At 62.4% G+C, this 20,166-nt stretch carries 16 protein-coding genes; 8 read left to right on the top strand and 8 right to left on the bottom strand.

Annotated elements, in window-relative coordinates:
* Nucleotides 1-418: 418 nt before the first annotated feature.
* The 3 genes from BTHE68_RS24985 to BTHE68_RS24975 all read right to left on the bottom strand — a co-directional run bounded on the left by BTHE68_RS24985 (nucleotide 419) and on the right by BTHE68_RS24975 (nucleotide 4,769).
* Nucleotides 419-1,702: an ATP-binding protein gene (locus BTHE68_RS24985; protein WP_162068953.1), complete on the bottom strand. Its 1,284-nt coding sequence runs from the start codon at nucleotides 1,700-1,702 to the stop codon at nucleotides 419-421.
* Complete coding sequence (locus tag BTHE68_RS24980; RefSeq protein WP_162068952.1) at nucleotides 1,699-2,361, bottom strand: response regulator transcription factor; 663 nt, start codon at nucleotides 2,359-2,361, stop codon at nucleotides 1,699-1,701. The genes BTHE68_RS24985 and BTHE68_RS24980 overlap by 4 nt, the downstream gene beginning before the upstream one ends.
* Before the next feature lie 185 nt (nucleotides 2,362-2,546).
* Entirely contained in the window at nucleotides 2,547-4,769 is a 2,223-nt protein-coding gene (locus tag BTHE68_RS24975) for a TonB-dependent receptor (protein WP_162068951.1), read from the bottom strand.
* A gap of 378 nt (nucleotides 4,770-5,147) precedes the next feature.
* Here BTHE68_RS24975 and BTHE68_RS24970 point away from each other — a divergent pair, with 378 nt between their 5' ends.
* The 6 genes from BTHE68_RS24970 (at nucleotide 5,148) to BTHE68_RS24945 (ending at nucleotide 13,211) form a co-directional block, all read left to right on the top strand.
* On the top strand, nucleotides 5,148-5,933 hold the full coding sequence (locus BTHE68_RS24970; protein WP_162068950.1) for a COG4705 family protein: 786 nt from the start codon (nucleotides 5,148-5,150) through the stop codon (nucleotides 5,931-5,933).
* Between the two features lie 22 nt (nucleotides 5,934-5,955).
* Nucleotides 5,956-6,354, top strand: coding sequence for a histidine kinase (locus BTHE68_RS24965; RefSeq protein WP_162068949.1), 399 nt, complete (start codon nucleotides 5,956-5,958; stop codon nucleotides 6,352-6,354).
* A 67-nt stretch (nucleotides 6,355-6,421) separates the two neighbouring features.
* Nucleotides 6,422-7,246: an undecaprenyl-diphosphate phosphatase gene (locus tag BTHE68_RS24960; protein ID WP_162068948.1), complete on the top strand. Its 825-nt coding sequence runs from the start codon at nucleotides 6,422-6,424 to the stop codon at nucleotides 7,244-7,246.
* 144 nt (nucleotides 7,247-7,390) lie between these two features.
* The gene (locus BTHE68_RS24955) at nucleotides 7,391-10,582 is read left to right on the top strand and encodes an efflux RND transporter permease subunit (protein WP_162068947.1); all 3,192 of its coding nucleotides are present in this window, start codon (nucleotides 7,391-7,393) and stop codon (nucleotides 10,580-10,582) included.
* Nucleotides 10,583-10,590: 8 nt separating this feature from the next.
* The gene (locus BTHE68_RS24950) at nucleotides 10,591-11,772 is read left to right on the top strand and encodes an efflux RND transporter periplasmic adaptor subunit (RefSeq protein ID WP_162068946.1); all 1,182 of its coding nucleotides are present in this window, start codon (nucleotides 10,591-10,593) and stop codon (nucleotides 11,770-11,772) included.
* An 11-nt stretch (nucleotides 11,773-11,783) separates the two neighbouring features.
* Nucleotides 11,784-13,211, top strand: coding sequence for an efflux transporter outer membrane subunit (locus BTHE68_RS24945; protein ID WP_162068945.1), 1,428 nt, complete (start codon nucleotides 11,784-11,786; stop codon nucleotides 13,209-13,211).
* 69 nt (nucleotides 13,212-13,280) lie between these two features.
* Here the strand turns inward: BTHE68_RS24945 and BTHE68_RS24940 are convergent, their stop codons facing one another.
* The 5 genes from BTHE68_RS24940 to BTHE68_RS24920 all read right to left on the bottom strand — a co-directional run bounded on the left by BTHE68_RS24940 (nucleotide 13,281) and on the right by BTHE68_RS24920 (nucleotide 17,130).
* Entirely contained in the window at nucleotides 13,281-14,111 is an 831-nt protein-coding gene (locus BTHE68_RS24940; RefSeq protein WP_162068944.1) for an FTR1 family iron permease, read from the bottom strand.
* Nucleotides 14,112-14,229: 118 nt separating this feature from the next.
* Nucleotides 14,230-14,499 (bottom strand): DUF4148 domain-containing protein, encoded by a 270-nt coding sequence (locus BTHE68_RS24935; RefSeq protein WP_162068943.1) that lies wholly within the window; start codon nucleotides 14,497-14,499, stop codon nucleotides 14,230-14,232.
* A 65-nt stretch (nucleotides 14,500-14,564) separates the two neighbouring features.
* The gene (locus tag BTHE68_RS24930) at nucleotides 14,565-14,837 is read right to left on the bottom strand and encodes a DUF4148 domain-containing protein (RefSeq protein ID WP_162068942.1); all 273 of its coding nucleotides are present in this window, start codon (nucleotides 14,835-14,837) and stop codon (nucleotides 14,565-14,567) included.
* A 182-nt stretch (nucleotides 14,838-15,019) separates the two neighbouring features.
* Entirely contained in the window at nucleotides 15,020-16,453 is a 1,434-nt protein-coding gene (locus BTHE68_RS24925) for a heavy metal sensor histidine kinase (protein ID WP_162069186.1), read from the bottom strand.
* Nucleotides 16,453-17,130, bottom strand: coding sequence for a heavy metal response regulator transcription factor (locus BTHE68_RS24920; RefSeq protein WP_061176283.1), 678 nt, complete (start codon nucleotides 17,128-17,130; stop codon nucleotides 16,453-16,455). Before BTHE68_RS24920 ends, BTHE68_RS24925 begins: the two co-directional genes overlap by 1 nt.
* 328 nt (nucleotides 17,131-17,458) lie before the next feature.
* Here BTHE68_RS24920 and BTHE68_RS24915 point away from each other — a divergent pair, with 328 nt between their 5' ends.
* Together BTHE68_RS24915 and BTHE68_RS24910 are read left to right on the top strand one after the other, a co-directional pair.
* Nucleotides 17,459-19,141, top strand: coding sequence for an alkaline phosphatase family protein (locus BTHE68_RS24915; protein ID WP_162068941.1), 1,683 nt, complete (start codon nucleotides 17,459-17,461; stop codon nucleotides 19,139-19,141).
* Nucleotides 19,142-19,336: 195 nt separating this feature from the next.
* On the top strand, nucleotides 19,337-20,065 hold the full coding sequence (locus BTHE68_RS24910; RefSeq protein ID WP_162068940.1) for an IclR family transcriptional regulator: 729 nt from the start codon (nucleotides 19,337-19,339) through the stop codon (nucleotides 20,063-20,065).
* Nucleotides 20,066-20,166 lie beyond the last annotated feature (101 nt).

The following is a 20,166-nucleotide window of genomic DNA, read 5'->3' as shown; positions in this document are numbered from 1 at the left end:
GAAGATGAAGCGACAGGCGACGAGCGAACCGTTTCGGCGCTTGATTGGTTTACGGCGCGAGAATCGAATTCCTTAATAAAAAGGCCGTCATAACGTGGATGGTCTTCGCCTGAGACGAGTACATGTAATTCGGGATGGCGTAGCAGAATTGACAAGCGAATGCGGCATTGCGGCCAGCGCCCGCGTTGCTGAAACGTCGCAGTGGATCGTTTCTCTCCGCTCGATCTGATTTGGCGATTTACCGGATCATCGATTCAAAACAAATCGCTTTCGAAACAGACACGAATAAATATAGGAGCCTTGAGATTATCGAATTGATTTTAGATCTGACCGCCATTCACGGCACTTCAAAAGTCTTCGCAGTGTATTTTCATTATCGGAAATTGTGGATGCCTGCCGACCTCGCGCATTGCTCACGTCAGAGCGTCACCACGACCACCAGACCGCATGACACTGCGCCCCCGAGCGTCACATGAGCGCTGATACGCTGTGCGATCGTCCCGACGATCGACAGTCCGAGTCCTGATCCATCCACTTCGCTGCCAAGCACGCGATAGAAAGGGTCGAACACACGCGTGCGCTCCTCGGGCGCGATGCCCGGGCCCGTGTCCTCGATCCGGATCCACGGCCTGCCTTCCGTGGTTCCCGTAGAGAGATCCACGCGGCCTCCGTGCGGCGTGTATCGAATGGCGTTGTCGACGAGATTCTTGATCATGATCGTCAGGTCGGCCTGCGGCGCATCCACGTACACCTCCTGCACGCTGGACACGCCTATATCGATCGCCTTCGCTTCCGCGAGCGGCATGAGGTCCTCCAAGATGTTGCGAAAGACCTCCTGAACACGCAGGTTCAGGCTTTGCGCCGACACATGGTTTTGCAGACGCGCGAAGGTCAGCAATTGTGTGAGCAGGGATCGCGATCGCGCGAGACCACGCCGTACCGCATCGAGACGCTCGCGTGCGCCGTCGGACAACTCGCACTCGTTCAACCGCTCGACTTGCAAGGACAGCGCCGTCAGCGGCGAGCGAAGTTCGTGGGCCGCGTCGGCAACGAATCTGCGTTGCAGCGCGAACGATGTCTCCACGCGCGCAAGCAGCCGGTTGATCGCAACGACGAACGGGACGATTTCGCTCGGCAACGTCGCGCTCGAAAGCGGCGAGAGATCGTGTTCGGGACGTGTGTCGAGATCGACGGACATTGCCGAAAGCGGCCGGAACATATGCTGCAGGATCAGATGCAACGCCGCGATCAGTACGATCGCCAGCGCCCCGAACGGCATGACGGTGGCGAGCGCGCTATTGCGCGCGATCTCGTCGCGTCCGACGGTCTGCTGACCGATCACGACGCGCGTTCCGTTCGGGAGCGTCTTGACGAAGAAACGCCAGGACACGCCGCCGACGATCGCGCTCTGGAGTCCGTCGGGCAATGCGGCGGGGACGGCGAGCGGCTTCGACTCGTCGACGGTCTGAATCACGAGCCTCGATTCGTGATCCGCGCCCGCGACGTTTGCAAGCGCCTCGCGCTCCATCACGTCCAGCGTGCCCGGCGTCACGAGCGCGGAAACCTGCAGGAGCTGGCCGTCCTGCAATTCGTTTGCCTCGTGAAACGCCACCTTGAACGCAATGGCGCCGCCGATGGTCGCAAACGCGACGATCAACATCGACAGCCAGGCGGACAGCCTGAACTGGAGCGAACGCGTCATGTTTGCCTGGACACCATCCAGCCGACGCCACGGACGTTCTTGATGGCGTCGACGCCGAGTTTCTTGCGCAACGAGTGGATCAGAAACTCCACGGCATTGCTTTCGACTTCTTCGTTCCATCCGTAGATGCGGTCTTCCAGATCCGCACGCGACAGAATCGCGCCAGGCCGGATCATCAGCGCCTGCATGAGCGCGAATTCGCGGCTGGAAAGGCGGATCAGCGCGCCGCCCGAACTCGCTTCGCGCGTCGCCGGGTCCAGCGTGAGCACGCCGTTGGTCATGACCGGCGCGGCCTGCCCTCCGCGCCGGCGAATCACGGCGCGCATGCGCGCGAGCAGCTCGGCGATTTCGAATGGCTTGATGAGGTAATCGTCGGCGCCTTCGTCCAGTCCGCGGATGCGGTCCTCGATCGAATCGCGCGCCGTGATGACGATGAGCGGCACGGGATGATCCCCGCGGCGCACGGTGCGCAGCACCTCGAAGCCATCGGCGCCCGGAAGGCCGAGGTCGAGCAGAATCGCATCGTAGACGTGCGTCATGAGGCTCGTCCACGCGAGCTTGCCGTCGCGCACCCAATCCACGGCGTAGCTGCAATCCTTCAACGCATCGTGAACGGACTCGCCGATCATGCGGTCGTCCTCGACCAGCAACACCCTCATACGCGCCTCCCCGTCGCCTTCGCCATAGCGCACGGGCGGCGAAGGGAATCGTATATCTGCAGAGTTTCTCTCTGCGCGATCCGGGAGGTTAGTCGAACAATCCTTATGAGACGCTTAGGACATTGCAGGAAGGCCGTGCATGCGTGACGCGCGCGATGTCCAGGCGACATCGCGCGCAGATCGTCTTACTGATAGAAATTGAGCGTCAGCATCGCCGAACGTCCGGGCGCCCAGGTCGCATAGATCGGGTATGCGCTCGAATAGTATTTGCGGTCGAAGATGTTGTTCACGTTCAATTGCAAGTCCACGCTTTTCGCGACGTGATAGGTCGCCATTGCGTCGAAGCGCGCGTAGCCGGGCGTCCACTTGAGCACCGTCGGCGAAACCGACGCATACGACTTGCTCGCGATGATCGCGCCCGCGCCGACCTTCAGCTTCGGCGAGACGTCGTAGAACGACCAGAGCGTGAAGTTGTGCTTGGGCACCATCACCATCGGCAGACCGGACGACGCCGCGCTGACCGCGCCCGCATCGACGGTGATCGCGTCGAGATACGAATAGCCGCCGAAGATGCTCCACTTGCCCGTGACGTTGCCGGCCGTGCCGACTTCGACGCCGCGCACGCGCTGATGACCCGCGTTGATCGTGCCGCCCAGACCGTCGCTCACGCGTGCGTTGGTCTTGTCGGTCTGGAACAGCGCGAGGTTCATCGACAGACGGTCGAGCACGTCCCACTTCGCGCCGACTTCGATGTTGCGGCTGCGCTCCGGCGACAGATCCTGATTCGTGGCCGTGAGCTGATCCGTGCCGCCGCCGAGACCCGAGTTCGCGCCCGGCGGATTCGCGGAGGTGCCATACGACGTGTACAGGCTGACCGTCGGAAGCAGCTTGTACACGAGACCGAGCTGATAGCTGAAGAGATTCGAGTTGTTGGTCAGGTCCTTCGCGCCGGCCTGCGTCGACGTGACGTCGAAACGGTCGAAGCGCGCGCCCGCGTTGAAGAGCCAGCGGTCGGTGATCTTCACGCTGTCGAACAGATAGGCCGAAGCGATATTGGTCTGCGTGTGCGTCGCCGCGCCGGGAAAGCCCTTGTCGCCATTGAGCAGCACGCTGCCGAGCCACGGATTGTCCGGATTCCACGCGTTGACCGGCGTGCAGTTGTACGCGACCGAGCACGGACCGCCCGTGCGGATGTTGTTGCCCGCGCTATCGGTGACGAGATAGCCTTCATAGAGGCTGCGCTCGTGACTGAACTCGACGCCGCCCGTCATCGTGTGCTGCATGCCGAGCAGCGTCGCCTTGCCGGTCAGCTCGGTCTGGTTCGTGATGCTGTTGGTCGCGTACTTGCCGCTCTTTGCCTGCAGACTGAGAATGTTCGACGTCGGGCTCGTCAACTGCGGATTGGTCGCGATGTAGTCGAGCGTGGAGCGGCCGAACATCGTCGTGTTCCTGAGCTTCAGATTGTCGTTGAAGCGATGCTCGACGCGCACTTCGCCGGTGTCGGTCTGTCCATAGCGATAGTCACGGTTATTGAAACCGTAGAACTGGCCGCGGTCGCTGTTGATCGGAGTGCCGCCCGTCGAGCGGAAAGGCACGCTGAAATCGGGCATGTCGTAGCTGTTCAGATGGTAGTAGCTGAACGTGACCGTCGTCGGGCTGTTCAGGCCGAACGCCACCGAAGGCGCCACGCCCCAGCGCTTGCTATACACGTTGTTGCGGCCCGGCTGATTCGCATCGAAGCCCATCGCGTTGAAACGGAACGCGCTGTCGTCGGCGAACTTCTGGTTCACATCGAGCGTCAGGCGCTTGTACGCATCGGTCCCGATGCCCGCGCTGCCGCTGATGAAGTTCTCGTTCTTCGGCATCTTCGTTTCGATGTCGATGGAACCGCCCACCGCACCGCGCCCCGCATAGACGGAGTCCGGTCCCTTGATCACCGTGATGCTCTCGATATCGAACGTTTCGCGGTTCTGCACGCCCGAGTCGCGGATGCCGTCGACGAAAATCGAATTGCGCGATTCGAACCCGCGAATCACCGGCCGGTCCGCCGAAGGATTCGCTGCCGCATCGCCGCCGAGGAAGGTGATGCCGGGAACGGTCTTGAGCGCATCGGCGAAGGTGGTCGCGTTGGTCTCCTTGATGAGTTCCTCGGGAATGACCGTGATCGAACGCGGCGTGTCGAGCAGTGGCGCAGTGAATTTATACGATGGCAATTCCTTCGTCTGCAGGTCCGACTGAACCGCCGCCGCGTTCACCTGGACCGCGGGCAGCGATTGCGCCGACGGGTCGCTGGCGTTTGGCGCAGACGTCGACTGCGCGACGGCCTGGGACGGAACGAGAAAACTTGCGCAATAAAGAGCACCGACGGACGCGAGCAGGCGCGTCCGCGTCTTTAACAAAGCGGGCATGGTGACAGAGTGAAGAAGGATGAAGCCCCACGTTGCATGGAGCGGACAGGGCGCGAAACGGGATCGCGTTTAGAAATGGTTAATGAGAATCATCCTCAACAACCGAGACCGGATTGTAATGTTTATTTACAAACGTGTAAATGTCTTCGAACGCCGATCTCGCGAGACGCCCGTCAGATAAGGCGAAAGCGCAACGCTGAAAGCTTACGCTAAGTAAACAATCTCTCGAACATGGCATAATGCGAATGATTCTTATTGGCGATTTTAGCAAGAACGACGACGCTCCCTTCCCGATTCCCTCACTAAGCGACCCCTAAGTAATCCCCATCAGAGTGCCTCATGAGTCGACGCTGGTTCAATCTCAAGGAGAGGCCTCTGATGTCCATATCCAAACGAACGTATCTCATCCAGGCAGCGAACAAGGTTCCGGAAGTGACGATCGCGTTCTGGCTGATCAAGATACTGTCGACGACCGTCGGCGAGACGGGCGCCGACTATCTCGCCGTCAATGTCGGGCTGGGCATGCTCATCACCGACGCGATCACGGCCGCGCTTCTCGCCATCGCGCTCGGCTTGCAACTGCACTTTCGAAGACTGGTCCCGTGGGCTTACTGGCTCAGCGTGGTGCTGATCAGCGTCGCTGGCACGCAGATCACCGATGCGCTGACCGATGGCGCCGGCGTCAGCCTGTATCTGAGCACCGCCTGCTTCGGCGCGCTGCTCGCGATCGTTTTCTGGCTCTGGTATCGCAGCGAGGGAACCTTGTCGATCCAGCATATCGACACCCGGCCGCGCGAGATCTTCTACTGGGTCGCGATTCTTTGCACGTTCGCGCTGGGCACCGCGGCAGGCGATCTGGCGACGGAAGCATTGGGACTGGGATTCTCGTGGGGCGTCGTGGTCTTTGGCGGACTCATCGCGCTTACTGCGGCGGCGGCGTATTTCGGTGCGAACCGCGTGCTCGCCTTCTGGATCGCCTATATCCTCACGCGCCCGCTGGGCGCTTCACTCGGCGATCTGCTCTCGCAGTCGCGTACGTATGGCGGCGTCGGGCTCGGCGCGGTCTATACGAGCGTGGCGTTTCTCACGGCGATCGTCGCGCTGGTGATTTTCGTCAGTATTCGCAAGCCGACGGCCAAGGCATCGCCGTCGGCACACATCTAGTCTTTAACGGGAGAGTCGAAGCATGAAAGCAAATTGGCTGTTGGTCACTGGCGTCAGCGCTGTCATCGGCGCGGCGGCGTTCCTTACTTCGTTCTCGCCTTCGGGTTTCGAACTGGTTGCCTCGGTACAGGCCGCATCGAAGCTTGGAGACCTGTCTGCGTTTCGCGGCATCGTCGTGGATACGGCGGCGAAGGTCGATAAGAACGATCTCGCTGGAGCCAAGACTCGCATCAAGGATCTTGAAACGTCGTGGGACGAAGCCGAACCCGCGCTCAAGCCCAGAGCCGCGTCGGACTGGCATACCGTCGACAAGGCGATCGATCGCGCGCTCGAGACGTTGCGCGCCAAAGCGCCCGAACAGGCGGCCTGCAAGAAGGCATTGGCGGATCTGCTTGCAACGATGGACAAGCTCGGATCATAGTAACGACGTGCCTGCTGCACGGCCGGCCACGGCCTCATGACAATCAAAAACCAAGGGCGGAATGCATATGGATACGTTGTTGCTCGTCAAAGCCGCGATCATGGGCATCGTCGAAGGGTTGACGGAGTTTCTGCCCATCTCGTCGACCGGTCACCTGATCCTGGCTGGCTCGCTGCTCGACTTCACCAGCGAGAAAGCCAAGGTATTCGACATCGCGATCCAGACGGGCGCCATCTTCGCCGTGATCCTGTTCTACTGGCGTCGTCTCGTCGACACCGCCGCCGCGCTCGGCGATTCCTCGCGTGCGCGGCGTTTCGTGTCGAACGTGCTGATTGCGTTCCTGCCTGCGGTGGTGATCGGTCTTCTGGCAGGCAAGGCGGTCAAGGCGCATCTCTTCACCCCGACCGTCGTGGCCACCTCCTTCATCGCCGGCGCGCTGGTGATCCTGTGGGCCGAGCGCCGGCCCAAAAGCGTGGTGCGCGTCTTCACCGTCGACGACATGTCGCCGTTCGATGCGCTCAAGGTCGGTCTCCTGCAATGTCTCGCGCTCGTGCCGGGCGTCAGCCGTTCGGGGTCGACCATCATCGGCGGCATGCTGGTCGGGCTGAGCCGAAACGCGGCGACCGAGTTCAGTTTCTTTCTTGCGATTCCCACCCTCATCGGCGCGGGCGCGTACAGCCTCTTCAAGGAACGTCATCTGCTCTCGGCGGCCGACGCGCCTTTGTTCGCCGTCGGATTGATCTTCTCGTTCCTGAGCGCATGGGTATGCGTGCGCTGGCTGCTGCGCTACGTCGCCACGCATGACTTCGTGCCGTTCGCCTGGTATCGGATCGCGTTCGGCATCGCCGTGCTGGTCACGGCGCATTTCGGCTGGGTCAACTGGGCCGACTGACGCGTCACCAGACGGCCGACGCAGATTACAGGATTGTCATGTGACAGTCAGAATCAGGTAAGTCGGCGACCCGCACACTCCACTGCGTTGTGCAATCAAAAACCCGCGTGTCCGAGCGCCGGGTAACAACCGTGGATACGTCTAGTGTGGATCGTTCGACTGGCCCTTCGTAGGCCCTATACCTTCATCGTTCTGGCGCTGCTGCTGTTCATGATCGGCCCGCTCGCGATCCTGCGCACGCCGACCGATATCTTCCCCAACATCAATATTCCGGTAGTCAGCATCGTCTGGTCCTATAACGGCTTTTCCGCCGAGGACATGGCCCGGCGCATCACGACCAACTATGAGCGCGCGCTGACTTCGGATATCGAGAACATCGAGCACGTGGAGTCGCAGTCGCTCAACGGCGTGTCGATCATCAAAATCTTTTTTCATCCCGGCGCGGACATCAACCGCGCGGTGGCGCAGGCGACGTCCAGCTCGGCGTCGATTCTGCGCGTCCTGCCGCCAGGCACGCTGCCGCCTAATATCATCACGTATAACGCGTCCACCGTGCCCATCCTGCAACTGGGTCTGACGAGTGCGACGCTGCCGGAGCAATCGCTGTACGACCTCGGCAACAGCTTCGTTCGCACGCAGCTCGCCACCGTGCAGGGCGCAGCCGTGCCGCTGCCCTATGGCGGCAAGATTCGCCAGATCATGATCGATATCGATCCGCGCAAGCTGCAGGCGAGAAACCTCTCGCCGAGCGATATCGTCAACGCGGTGAACGTGCAGAACCTGATTTTACCGGGCGGCACCGCGAAGATCGGCACGCGCGAATACAACGTCCAGATGAACGGCAGCACAGAGAGCGTCGCCGCGCTCAACGATCTGCCCATCGAGGCGGTCAACGGCGGCGTGGTCTATCTGCGCGACGTGGCCCAGGTGCGCGACGGCTATGCGCCGCAAACCAACATCGTACGCAGCGACGGAAAGCGCGCCGCGCTGCTGACCGTCGAGAAGACCGGCAGCACGTCCACGCTGACCATCATCCAGCAGATCAAGTCGATGCTGCCTACGATCTCCGCCGGCTTGCCCAAGGCGTTGCATATCGTGCCGCTCGCGGATCAGTCGGTGTTCGTCAAGTCCGCGATTCTCGGCGTGGTGCGCGAGGCGCTGATCGCCGCGTGCCTGACCGCGATGATGATCCTGCTCTTTCTCGGCAGCTGGCGCGCGACGCTCATCATCGCGGTGACCATTCCGCTGTCGGTCATCACTTCGCTGCTGGCGCTGTCTGCGCTCGGCGAGACCATCAACATCATGACGCTCGGCGGTCTCGCGCTCGCCGTCGGCATTCTGGTGGACGATGCGACCGTCGCGATCGAGAACATCACGCATCATCTGGAGAACGGCGCGCCGCTTGCGGACGCCATTCTCAACGGCTCCGGTGAGATCGCCGTCCCCACGTTCGTATCGACGCTTTCGATCTGCATCGTGTTCGCGCCGATGTTCATGCTTTCGGGCGTGGCGCGCTATCTGTTCGTGCCGATGGCCGAGGCAGTCGTGTTCGCCATGTGCGCTTCGTACTTCTTCTCGCGCACGCTGATTCCGACGCTCGCCATGTACCTGCTCAAGGCCCGCGCGAAACAGGCGCCGGCTGGGCGGCTCGCGTTTCTGTCGCGCTGGCAGGCGGGCTTCGAGCATCGCTTCGAAGCTGTGCGCCTGCGTTACAAGGCCGCGTTGACGCGCAACACGGGCAGGCCGCGCAGCGTCGTCATGGTCTTCGCGCTTTTCTGCGCGGGCTCGATGGCGCTGATTCCGTTCGCGGGACGCGACTTCTTTCCCAGTGTCGATACCGGCGAGATTCGCCTGCACATGCGCGCGCCGACGGGCACACGCATCGAAGAAACGGCGCGGCTCACCGATGAAGTCGAGGCGAAGATCCGCACGGTGATACCGAAGTCCGAAGAGGCGTCGCTGCTCGATAACATCGGCCTGCCGGTGAGCGGCATCAACCTCACGTATTCGTCGTCGGCGCCGATCGGCTCGGAAGATGCCGACATTATGATCGCCCTCAAGCCCGGTCATGCGCCCACCGCATCGTACGTCGCGAAACTGCGCGGCGTGCTGGCGGCCTCGTTTCCCGGCACCACGTTCTCGTTCCTGCCCGCCGACATCACGAGCCAGATTCTCAACTTCGGCCAGCCCGCGCCGATCGACATACAGATCGTCGGCAGGAACCTCGCCGCCAATCGCGCGGTAGCCAACGATCTGCTCGCCCGGATACGCGGCGTCCACGGACTCGTCGATGCACACATCCAGCAGCCCGACGATGCCCCGGCGATCAACGTCCGTGTCGATCGCACCAAGGCCATGCTGGCCGGCCTCACGCAAAAGCAGATCGCGCAGGACATGCTGATCTCGCTCTCGGGCAGTTCGCAGACGACGCCGAATTTCTGGCTCGATCCGAAGAACGGCGTGAGCTATCCGCTCATGGCGCAGGTGCCTCAGTACGACATCCATTCGTTGCAGACGCTCGCCAATCTGCCGCTCAGCCAGCACACGGCGTCGAGCGCGCCGCAGAGCATCCTGGCGTCGCTCGGCAGCATGCAGCGCGGCTCGCAGCAGGCGGTGGTGTCGCACTACAACGTGCAGCCCGTGATCGATATCTACGCCTCGGTGCAGGGCCGCGATCTGGGTGGCGTCGCCGCGGACGTGTCGCGCCTGATCGCGCAGAGCCGCGCCCATCTGCCGGGTGGCTCGACCATCGTCATGCGCGGGCAGGTCCAGTCGATGACGCAATCGTTCAACGGACTCGGCTTCGGACTGATCTTCGCCATCGCGCTCGTCTATTTGCTGATGGTCGTGAACTTTCAGTCGTGGCTCGATCCGCTCATCATCATCGGCGGATTGCCTGCATCGCTTGCAGGTATCGCGTGGATGCTCTTCGCGACGGGCACCACGCTGAGCGTGCCGGCGCTGACCGGGACGATTCTCTGTATCGGCATCGCGACGGCCAACAGCATTCTGGTGGTCAACGCGGCGCGCGAACTGTTGAGCAATGGCATGGCGCCGGTGCAAGCCGCGATCGAAGCGGGCTTCTCACGCTTTCGCCCGGTGCTGATGACCGCGCTCGCCATGCTGATCGGCATGCTGCCGATGGCGCTCGGACTGGGCGATGGCGGCGAACAGAACGCGCCGCTCGGACGCGCGGTGATCGGCGGCCTGATGCTCGGCACGGTGTCCACGCTGCTTTTCGTCCCCGTGGTGTTCGGCGTGGTGCACGCATGGCTCGCACGCCGGCGCGCCGCGCGAGGCGCATCGGACCTCCATCCTTCCATCGACGCCAAATAACGACCATCATGAATCAGCAAGACGAACACACCACCAAGCCGCGCATGCCACGGCGCATTCTTCCTCCGCTGATCCTGCTCGGGATCGCCGCCGCACTGCTCGCTGTCGGCATCGTGCCGCGCCTGCATGCACAAAGCGCGCTGGCCGCGCAGGCCGACGTCCAGAGCGTGATGAACGTCTCGGTCATCGCGCCGCGTGCAGCGCCCGCCACGCAGGAACTGCTGCTGCCGGGCGCCGTGTCGGCGTTCTCGGACGCGTCCATCTACGCGCGCACCAGCGGCTATGTTCAGCACTGGTACGCCGATATCGGCGCGCACGTGAAACAAGGGCAACTGCTCGCGGTGATCCAGACGCCCGAAGTCGATGCGCAATTGCAGCAGGCACGCGCCGACGAAGCCACCGCGCGTGCGAACTATGTCTACGCGCGGGACACGGCCGCGCGCTGGCAGGACATGCTGAAGACGCAGTCGGTCTCGCAACAGGACGCCGATACGAAATCCGGCGACATGCTCGCGAAGCAGGCCATGCTGTCATCCGCGCAAGCCAACGTGCGCCGCCTCACGGAACTCGTGTCGTATGAAAAAGTGCTCGCGCCGTTCGACGGCGTGCTGAGCGCGCGCCGTGTCGATGTCGGCGCGCTCGTCACGGCAGGCGGCGCACCGGGACTCGCTGGCGCCACGGGCGAACTCTTCCATGAAGTGCAGAGCGACACCCTGCGCGTATTCATCGACGTGCCGCAGGGCGACGCGCCTTACGTGACCTCGACGACACAGGCGTATCTCACCGTGCAGCAGTACCCCGGACGACGTTTCCCCGCGACGGTCGCGCGCAATGCCGGCGCAATGGACCCGGTAACGCGCACCCTGCGCGTCGAGCTGGATGTCGCGAACGGCGATGGCGCGCTGTTGCCGGGCGCGTACGCACAGGCGCATCTGGAGCTCGTCAGTCAGACGCCGAAACTGGATCTTCCTGTCAGCGCCCTGCTCTTTCGGCCGAACGGCGTGACGGTGGCCACCGTCGATGCATCGAACCGGATCAGCCTCAGGACCGTGACGCTCGGTCGCGATTTCGGCACGCATGTCGAAGTCGTGACCGGCCTGCAGGCGTCCGACAAGGTGATCGACAATCCCGGCGACGCCATCACGAGCGGCGAAGCGGTGAAGATCGCGAAGACCGCCAGCGCATCGTGAAGGAAAACAGAATGAATCGCGTCCCTTTCGCCCTGCATCGTTGCGCCGCCGCCCTCGTCTGCGTGGCGCTCGCCGCCTGCTCGACGGTGCCGCCGTACCATCAACCCGAGGTCGCCGTTCCGGCGCATTTCGCGGGCTCTCCACAATGGTCCGTTGCCCAGCCTGCCGATTCGACACCGCGCGGCCCCTGGTGGACGGCATACAAGGACCCGCAGCTCGATGCGCTCGAAGCGCGCGTGAACGTCTCGAACGAGACGCTGAAGAAGGCCGTCTCTTCGTTGCAGGAAGCGCGCGCCATGGTCGACTATCAGCGCGCGGGCTTCTTGCCGACAGTGAGCGCCGGCGTCGCGCAGAGCCGCTACCGCACCTCGCAGAATCTGCTCGGCAAATCGCTGGCGGGACAGACCATCTCCGACTATTCGGCAGGCGTATCCGCGTCCTGGGAACCGGATCTGTTCGGGCGCATCCACGATGCCACCCTCGACGCGCAAGCCAGCGCCGAAGCAAGCGCCGCCGATGTCGAAGCGTTGCGCCTCTCGCTCTCGAGTCAGCTCGCGGTGGACTACTTCAATCTCCGCTCGCTCGATACGCAAAAGCAGCTTCTCGACGATTCCGTCAGTGCCTACGACGCTGCCCTGCAACTGCTGAAGCGGCAACTCGCCAGCGGCGCAATCGACGCATCCGCGGTCGCACAGGCGCAGGCGCAACTGGAAAGCACGCGCACGCAGGCAACCGAGGCCGCGTCTCAACGCGCCATGCTCGAACATGCGATCGCGACGCTCATCGGCGAACCGGCTTCGACGTTCTCGATTCCATCGCGCCAACAAACCTTCCTGTTGCCGGACATTCCGCATGCCGTGCCTTCGCAGTTGCTCGAACGGCGGCCGGACATCGCCGCGGCCGAACGCCGCGTGTTCGCCGCCAATGCGCAAATCGGCGAAGCGCGCGCCGCGTTCTTTCCCGACCTGGTCCTGAGCGCGAGCGCGGGTCTGGAATCGAGCTTCTTTGCGCCCTGGCTCACCGCGCCGAGTCTCTTCTGGTCACTCGGTCCGCAGCTCGCAGGCACCTTGTTCGATGGCGGACGCCGGAAGGCTTCGCTTGCGAGCGCGCATGCCCGCTATGACGGCTACGTCGCGGATTATCGGCAAACCGTGCTGACTTCGTTCCAGCAAGTCGAGGACAACCTCACAGCTTTGAACGCACTCGCCGACGAGGCACGCAGTCAGCGCGTCGCCTCGGACGCGGCGGCGCTCTCCCTGAAGCTCGTGAAGAATCGTTTCGATGCTGGCGCGGTGAGCTATCTGGATGTCGTGACCGCACAGACCATTGCGCTCACCAACGAACGCACCGCCGAGCAGATCGACGCGCGCCGGGCCGTTGCCTCCGTGGGGCTGCTGGTCGCGCTGGGCGGCGGCTGGAGGGTAAGCGCCGATCAATGATATTGGACGTGTGATTGAAGCGGCACGGGAGTTCGGCATGTCGAAACATGCCGGCGCAACCCGTGCAACTCAGTGCCGCACGGCGTGCCTATACGCTTCCCGCCCGGCCGCGACGCGGGACAGCAGGACGATGGTCACCGCGGTGACAACGTACGCGACGATTTGCGTACCTGCAGGACGTGCCGTGTAGCCGATGAGCGCATGCAGCATCTTGCCGAGCAACGAGGTCTCGTCGAGCAGGCCGGAGGTGTCCCAGGCGGCGTCGCCCCAGGTCGGCACGAGATCGGCCGAGATGAGGAAGCCGATACCCTGGCTTGCCATGCCCGCGGCAAGCAGGACAATCAGCGCGTTGGTCACAGTGAAGAGACGCTTCAGCGGGATCTGCAACAGGCCCGCATACATGGCATAGCCCAGGAATACGCCACCTGCGAGACCAAGCACCCCGCCAAGCGCCATTTCGGGCTTCTGACCCGGCGAACTGACGAGCACGCCGTAGAGAAACAGGACGGCCTCGGCGCCCTCGCGCAGCACGGCCGCGCCAACCACGATGGCAAGGCCCGCCAGCGGCCGGGTTCCGCTGGCCACCGCCTTGCCGACTTCGGCGATCTGCCGCGCCATCTCGCGGCTATGCCGGCTCATCCAGATGCTGTGCCATCCGAGCATCGCGACCGCGACGAACATGACGGCGGCATTGAAGTATTCCTGTCCGAACCCCGATGCAAGATTCGACAGCGCATCCGCGAACAGCGCGAGCAGGGCCGCGCCGGCCAAACCGCCAATCAGTCCGCCGCCGACCCACCATCCACGTCCCGCGACGCCTCTGCTCGCCGCAAGGACGATGGAAACGATCAGCGACGCTTCGAGCACTTCCCGAAACACAATCAGAGCGGTGGGCAACATGGCGGAGGTTGGCGAACGAGGAAAAGCTACGAGCGTAAACAGATTGCAAGCAAAAAGGCTTAGCGTTTGCTTACGCGACGTAGCGTAATCGATGAAACCGTTCCCCGCGCGTCCGCGTTCAGTTCGACGTCTGACCGTCCGCTGCTCCGCCGTAACCCGTTGCCGAAGCATGCGCCTGCTCGCGTGCCTGGAAGGCCGCCTTGTTCCGCGCGACGGCGGCTGCATTCGGCGGATAGTCCGTGCCGCTCGAAGGCAACAGACCCTGTGCTTCGGCCTGAACCAGTTGTTGATTGACCTCGGAGCGCGTCAATCCGCTGGTCTGCGCGGACGCCTGACCCGCCACGCCGATAGCCAATGAAGCAAGAAGAAACATAGCAGTCTTTTTCATGATTCAAATCCCTTAGTAATACGTAAATAGATTAATTGAGTTTCGCGGCGACGCCGCTTCAAACGCTATTGCGAAGCGGTACCCGTTTGATGCGCGCCGCCCTGATCGCCGCCATACGCGCCGTTGTGACCTTGCATCGTTGCGACTTTCGCCTCGGCGGACATGAGCGCATTGGGATAATCGGCGTCATGTGTGCTCGGCCGATACCCGACCGCTTCCAGCTGCGCGAGATCGGCGCGCACTTCCGCGCGTGTCACCTGGCTGCCCGTGGTTTGCGCGAACGCGCTGAACGGCAGCAATGTGGTCGCTACCAGTACCGCACATGCCATGGCTTTCATGGTTTTCCCTCTCCGATATAGAAGACGAGGGTTTTGCCCGAGTGCAATTGACCCTCCCGACACCGGCTTCAATGATTGCCGACGCTGGAGTCATTCTGGATTCGGAGCGCTGCCGAAAGTCTGACTGTGACGTTACAAGTTTGAAATCTGAAGGCGTAGAAACGCTGCTGCCTGCGGAACGTTTATTTCTGTCTCGCGGGCAAGCCAGGCGCTTCCGCAACCGGGAAGGTCAGTATGAACCGCGTGCTGCGCGCATCGCTCTCGGCGTGCGCGCGGCCGCCGTGCAGGTCCATGATGGTGCGAACAATTGCAAGTCCGAGTCCGGCCGATCCTGCAACCGCCCCTGACGCACCGCGCGATGGATCTGCCCGGTAGAAGCGATCGAAGATCCGCTCGAGCAGGGAAGGATGAATGGGCGTGCCTTCGTTCTCCACGCAAACGCGGGTCATGTCTCCCGCGTCGTGGATCGACAGGGTGATCACGCCTTGCGCCGGCGTGAATCGCATGGCGTTGGCAAGCAGGTTGCTGACCGCGCGCCTGAAGAGTTCCACATCGACGCGCAACATCGCGGACCCACACACGACGATATGAACACCCGCATCGTCCGCCAGTCCCTCGAAGTAATCACCGATATGCTGCAACTCCTTGCCGCCGTCGATGACGCGCATGTTCTTCGAAAACTGCGGATGCTCGGCGCGCGCGAGAAAAAGCACGTTCTCGATCATCCGCGAAAGCCGCTCGCACTCTTCGAGGCTGGACTCGAGTGTCGCCTGATACTCCTCGACGGGGCGTGGCCGCGCGAGCGCAACCTCCATCGCGCCACGCATGTTGGAAAGCGGCGTACGCATGTCGTGCGCGAGATCGGCGGTGAACTGCGAGAGTCGTTGAAAGCTGCTCTCCAGTCCGGCGAGCATCCCGTTCAGCGAGACGACGAGCGGTTCGAGTTCGGTGGGAATGCGCGACATTTCGATGCGTGTATTGAGCTTGTCCGAGGTGATGCTGGCCGCATCGACAGCCATTTCACGCACCGGCCGCATGGCACGACGCACGAGGAAATAGCCGATGCAGAACGCCAGCAGAACGCCGAGCATGCCTGCCACATTCAGCTTGTCGCGGTATCGATCCAGCAGCACCCAGCGGTCATGCATGTTGCGCATGACGACGATGGTCGCAGTCGTTCCGTTCTGCAGCAAGGCATCGACCGCGAGTGCGCGAATCGGCGCGCCGGCGGTCGTGGCGAGCGGCAGGATGGATCGTTCCGTGATCTGTGCGTCGGCAGGTACGGCGGCGGGAATCTCCAGCGTGGCGGTCGCTGGATCGACGTTGTGTTGTACGAGCGTCTTTCCGGAGGAATCCAGGATTCGCAGCGATAGGGCTCCGTTTCCGAGCACCTGGCTTTCGAGTCGTTCCTGATGCTGCAGAATATCGCCGTAGTCGGTCAACTCGTCGGCAAGGCGGCGTGTATGCCGGGCCGCGAGAACGATATCGAGATCATCCTGAACCTTGACCTGCTGTTCCAGCGCGAAGTAGACGAACGTGCCGACGAGCCCGAATACCGCCAGTGTGGTCGCCGCGAACGCCAGAGCAAGCGTGGTGGTCAGCGAACGTGGTCTGATCACGCCGAGTCTTCCAGCGCGATGACGTAACCCACACCGCGAACGGTCTGAATCAGTTTGGTGGCGAATTCGTCGTCGATCTTCGCGCGCAGTCTTCGTATGGCGACTTCCACGACATTGGTGTCGCTGTCGAAATTCATGTCCCAGACGTATGACGCTATCTGCGTGCGGCTCAATACTTCGCCGTGCCGTCTGGCGAGCAATTGCAGCAACGCGAACTCGCGCGGCGTGAGGTCGATGCGCTTGCCCGCGCGCTTGACGCGCCGCCGCGTGACGTCGATTTCCAGATCTCCGAGAACGATGAGATCGCTTTCCCGAGGGGGACCGCGACGCGCAAGCGAGCGCACCCGGGCGAGCAGTTCGACAAAGGCGAACGGTTTGACCAGATAGTCGTCGGCACCCAGTTCCAGGCCGCGCACGCGGTCGGAAACGTCGTCGCGCGCGGTCAAAAAAAGAACGGGCGTCGACTTCGACTCGCGCAGGTTCTTGACCACCGACCAGCCGTCCATCGAGGGCAGCATGACGTCGAGAACGATCACGTCGTAGTTCTCTTCTTTCGCGAGAATGAGGCCCTCGGCGCCATCGCCGACCACGTCGACAAGGTAACCCGCTTCCTCGAGGCCCTTTTTGATGTAGGCGCCCGCCTTCTGCTCGTCTTCGACAATGAGTACCCGCATCGTGGCAGTTCCGTTTGCTCAAAGTTCGTCTGCAGGCAATTTTACGCGCGCCTCACGCAAGCTGAATTACAAATCTGTTATCTAGGGATGGTTCAGCCAGGACGGGTTTTCCTGCAAATCCTGACGGAAAAAAAGTCCCGGCGATGATCGGGCTCATCCTGCAACGCATACCCATCCTTATGACATCCTTAACAAAGACTGCAATCGACGAAAATAAAGTACGCAGAAGACAGTCAATCGAAAGCGCTTGTTCATGGACACGCCGCAATCGCACCGCAAATTGATAGGCCTCTGAAAAGAGGTTCATCAATTGACAAAAAGGTGAGACATGAAGAAGACGAACAGGCGCGCCCTCGCGCAAATCCCTCTCCTCGGCGCGATTCTCGCGGCGGTCGCCTTTCACGCGTCGCATGCGAAGGCGGACGAGCGCGATCATCGCCGGCCGGATCATGACGACCGCGCTATCGCGAAACATGTGATTCTGATCAGTTTCGACGGTCTGCACGAACAGGACGTCGCGCGCTGCGTGGCGTCCAATGCGTGTCCCAACATCGCGCTGCTCGCGAAGGACGGTGTTACTTACACGAACGCTCACACGCCCGGACTGTCCGATTCCTTTCCGGGTCTCGCCGCACTCGTGACCGGTGGCTCGCCCAAGACGACCGGGCTCTTCTACGACGTGTCGTACGACCGCACCCTGTACGCACCGTCCGATGCCAACTGCAGCGGCGCGCAGGGCTGGAATGTAGTCTTCGACGAAACCACCGGCATCGATGGCCAGAACGGCGGAGCGCTCACACATCTGGACGGCGGCGGCGCATTCAATCCGCAGGCGATTCCCCATGCGAAAGTCGATGGCGTCTGCAAGCCCGTTTATCCGCACGATTATGTGAAGACCAATACCGTCTTCGAGGTCGTCAAGGCGAGCGTGCCGCAAGCGCGCACGGCGTGGGCCGACAAACACGCGTGGGGCTACGACTGGCTGAACGGACCGTCGGGCACGGGCGTCGACGATCTGATGCGTACCGAGATCAACGCCATCGACCCGAAGACGAACTCGAACTACACCGATATCTACACGCATACCGAAGTCTTCGACGATCTCCACGTGCAGGCGCTCGTCAATCAGATCGACGGCAAGAGTTCGACAGGCGATGCCTCGCCTGGCGTGCCGACCCTCTTCGGCGCGAACTTCCAGACGCTGAGCGTCGCGCAGAAGGCCACGGTGGCGACGAACGGCGGCTATCTCGACGCCAGCTTCACGCCGGGTCCGCAGGTGAGCGCCGCCATCGCTTATGTCGACGCGTCGCTCGGGCGTATCGTGTCGGAGCTGAAACAGCGCGGCCTGTATCGCTCCACCGCGATCATCGTGACGGCCAAGCACGGCCAGTCGCCGACCGATCACAGCAAGCTCGTCAAGAACGGCGATACGGTCGCGGCGCTGCTTCAGGCGAACAACTATCTCGATCCGAAGGGCAATTACGGCCAGAACGCGACGAAGACCGGCAACCTGAACGATGGGAGCGGGCTGGCCGACACGGGCTTCGTCCAGAGCGACGACGTCAGTCTCATCTGGCTGCGCGATCAGCATCAACTGGCGCAGGCGGTCAAGTCGCTCAAGGACAATCTGAGCTGTAACGCGCCGGGCATCTGCGCGGACGGACCGTATGCCTATCTGCTTTACGGTCCGCGCATCGCAGCCGCGTTCGGCGATCCGAAACAGGGTCGCACGCCGGACATCATCGTGCAGCCGAATCCGGGCGTGATCTATACGTCGAGCGCGTCGAAGGATGAAGAGCACGGGGGCAACGCGCCAGATGACGGCCATCTCGGCCTGATCGTGTACGCGCCCGGCATGAAGCACGCGGGCCGAACGGTCGATGACCGTGTGCTGACCACGCAGGTCGCGCCGACCATGCTCAGGCTGCTCGGCGTGAACGCCGGACGCCTGCATTCCGTCGAGATCGAAGGCACGCAAGCGTTGCCCGGTTTCGACGGCGAGCGCTTCTAGTCGCGCGCTCCCGGCGGCAAATTCCGCTCTCTCGTTTTGCCCGTCCAGACGGACGGGCATTTTTTTTGGCGGCGCATCTCGCAGCGACGCATTGTCTGACCTTTCCGTCGCGTAAACCCTTGATTGACTAAAGGCCCCTATCGCAAATATCATTTTTTCAAGGAGAGACACTGTCTCTCATAGAGAGACGAAGAAATGCTCAAAACACTCGATAGCGCGTTGGCCTTGCTTACCCGATTCACACTTCAGGACCCGTCGTGGGGCGTGAGAGAACTCGCGAAAGCCACCGGCGTTCACCACGCCGTGGTGCATCGCGTGCTCGCGTCGTTCGCGGAGAATGGTTTCCTGAGGCAGGACAGCACCGGCCGCTATTCGCTGGGCTTGCGGCTGTTCGAGCTTGGTCAGGTCGCGCACCGCACCTTCGCGCCTTCCGACGTCGTGCAACCCGCGCTCGATGCGCTGGCCCAGACGAGCGGCGAAACCGTCTTCCTTTCCCTACTCGACGGCACCGACGCGGTTTGCACCGACATGGCGCAGAGTCAGCAGCAGTTGCGCTTCTCGATCGAATTGGGTCAGCGGTTTGCGCTCAACGCCGGCGCGCACGCAAAAGCAATCCTCGCTTTCCAGCCCGAAGCGTTTCGCGCCACGATCCATCAACACAACAAAACGGCAGGCGACGCGAAGCTGGAAGAACAACTCGCCAAGGTTCGAGCGGACGGGTGGTGCCACACCCGGGAAGAGGCGGCCGCGACGGTCGCCGGGCTCGCAGTCCCGCTATGGTCTCGCGACCGCCGCAGCGTCATCGGTTCGCTGGGCATCGCCGGGCCCGTCCAGCGGCTGGATGGCGAGGCCATTCCGCGACTCATCGAAGCCCTGAAGAAGACCCGCGAAACGATCGAGCCCGTGGTCGGGCTGACCGGTTGACCCTTCCGACGACTCACCCACCCTATTGCCTGAGCCGCGCCACTCGAGCCGGCGGAGACACGACATCATGAAAGGATCAATCGACATGCCTGCCGATTTAG

The sequence above is a fragment of the Burkholderia sp. THE68 genome (genome assembly GCF_009938265.1).
GTDB lineage: Bacteria > Pseudomonadota > Gammaproteobacteria > Burkholderiales > Burkholderiaceae > Caballeronia.
The sequence above is the reverse complement of the archived record's forward strand: the minus strand, read 5'-3'. Positions and strand labels throughout refer to the sequence as shown.

Excerpts from the sequence above, each read along its gene's own strand:
- BTHE68_RS24910 (WP_162068940.1), top strand. The coding sequence starts at position 19,337 with ATGCTCAAAACACTCGATAGCGCGTTGGCCTTGCTTACCCGATTCACA.
- BTHE68_RS24975 (WP_162068951.1), bottom strand. The coding sequence starts at position 4,769 with ATGCCCGCTTTGTTAAAGACGCGGACGCGCCTGCTCGCGTCCGTCGGT.
- BTHE68_RS24965 (WP_162068949.1), top strand. The coding sequence starts at position 5,956 with ATGAAAGCAAATTGGCTGTTGGTCACTGGCGTCAGCGCTGTCATCGGC.
- BTHE68_RS24920 (WP_061176283.1), bottom strand. The coding sequence starts at position 17,130 with ATGCGGGTACTCATTGTCGAAGACGAGCAGAAGGCGGGCGCCTACATC.
- BTHE68_RS24960 (WP_162068948.1), top strand. The coding sequence starts at position 6,422 with ATGGATACGTTGTTGCTCGTCAAAGCCGCGATCATGGGCATCGTCGAA.
- BTHE68_RS24950 (WP_162068946.1), top strand. The coding sequence starts at position 10,591 with ATGAATCAGCAAGACGAACACACCACCAAGCCGCGCATGCCACGGCGC.
- BTHE68_RS24970 (WP_162068950.1), top strand. The coding sequence starts at position 5,148 with ATGTCCATATCCAAACGAACGTATCTCATCCAGGCAGCGAACAAGGTT.
- BTHE68_RS24945 (WP_162068945.1), top strand. The coding sequence starts at position 11,784 with ATGAATCGCGTCCCTTTCGCCCTGCATCGTTGCGCCGCCGCCCTCGTC.
- BTHE68_RS24985 (WP_162068953.1), bottom strand. The coding sequence starts at position 1,702 with ATGACGCGTTCGCTCCAGTTCAGGCTGTCCGCCTGGCTGTCGATGTTG.
- BTHE68_RS24930 (WP_162068942.1), bottom strand. The coding sequence starts at position 14,837 with ATGAAAGCCATGGCATGTGCGGTACTGGTAGCGACCACATTGCTGCCG.
- BTHE68_RS24915 (WP_162068941.1), top strand. The coding sequence starts at position 17,459 with ATGAAGAAGACGAACAGGCGCGCCCTCGCGCAAATCCCTCTCCTCGGC.
- BTHE68_RS24940 (WP_162068944.1), bottom strand. The coding sequence starts at position 14,111 with ATGTTGCCCACCGCTCTGATTGTGTTTCGGGAAGTGCTCGAAGCGTCG.
- BTHE68_RS24980 (WP_162068952.1), bottom strand. The coding sequence starts at position 2,361 with ATGAGGGTGTTGCTGGTCGAGGACGACCGCATGATCGGCGAGTCCGTT.
- BTHE68_RS24935 (WP_162068943.1), bottom strand. The coding sequence starts at position 14,499 with ATGAAAAAGACTGCTATGTTTCTTCTTGCTTCATTGGCTATCGGCGTG.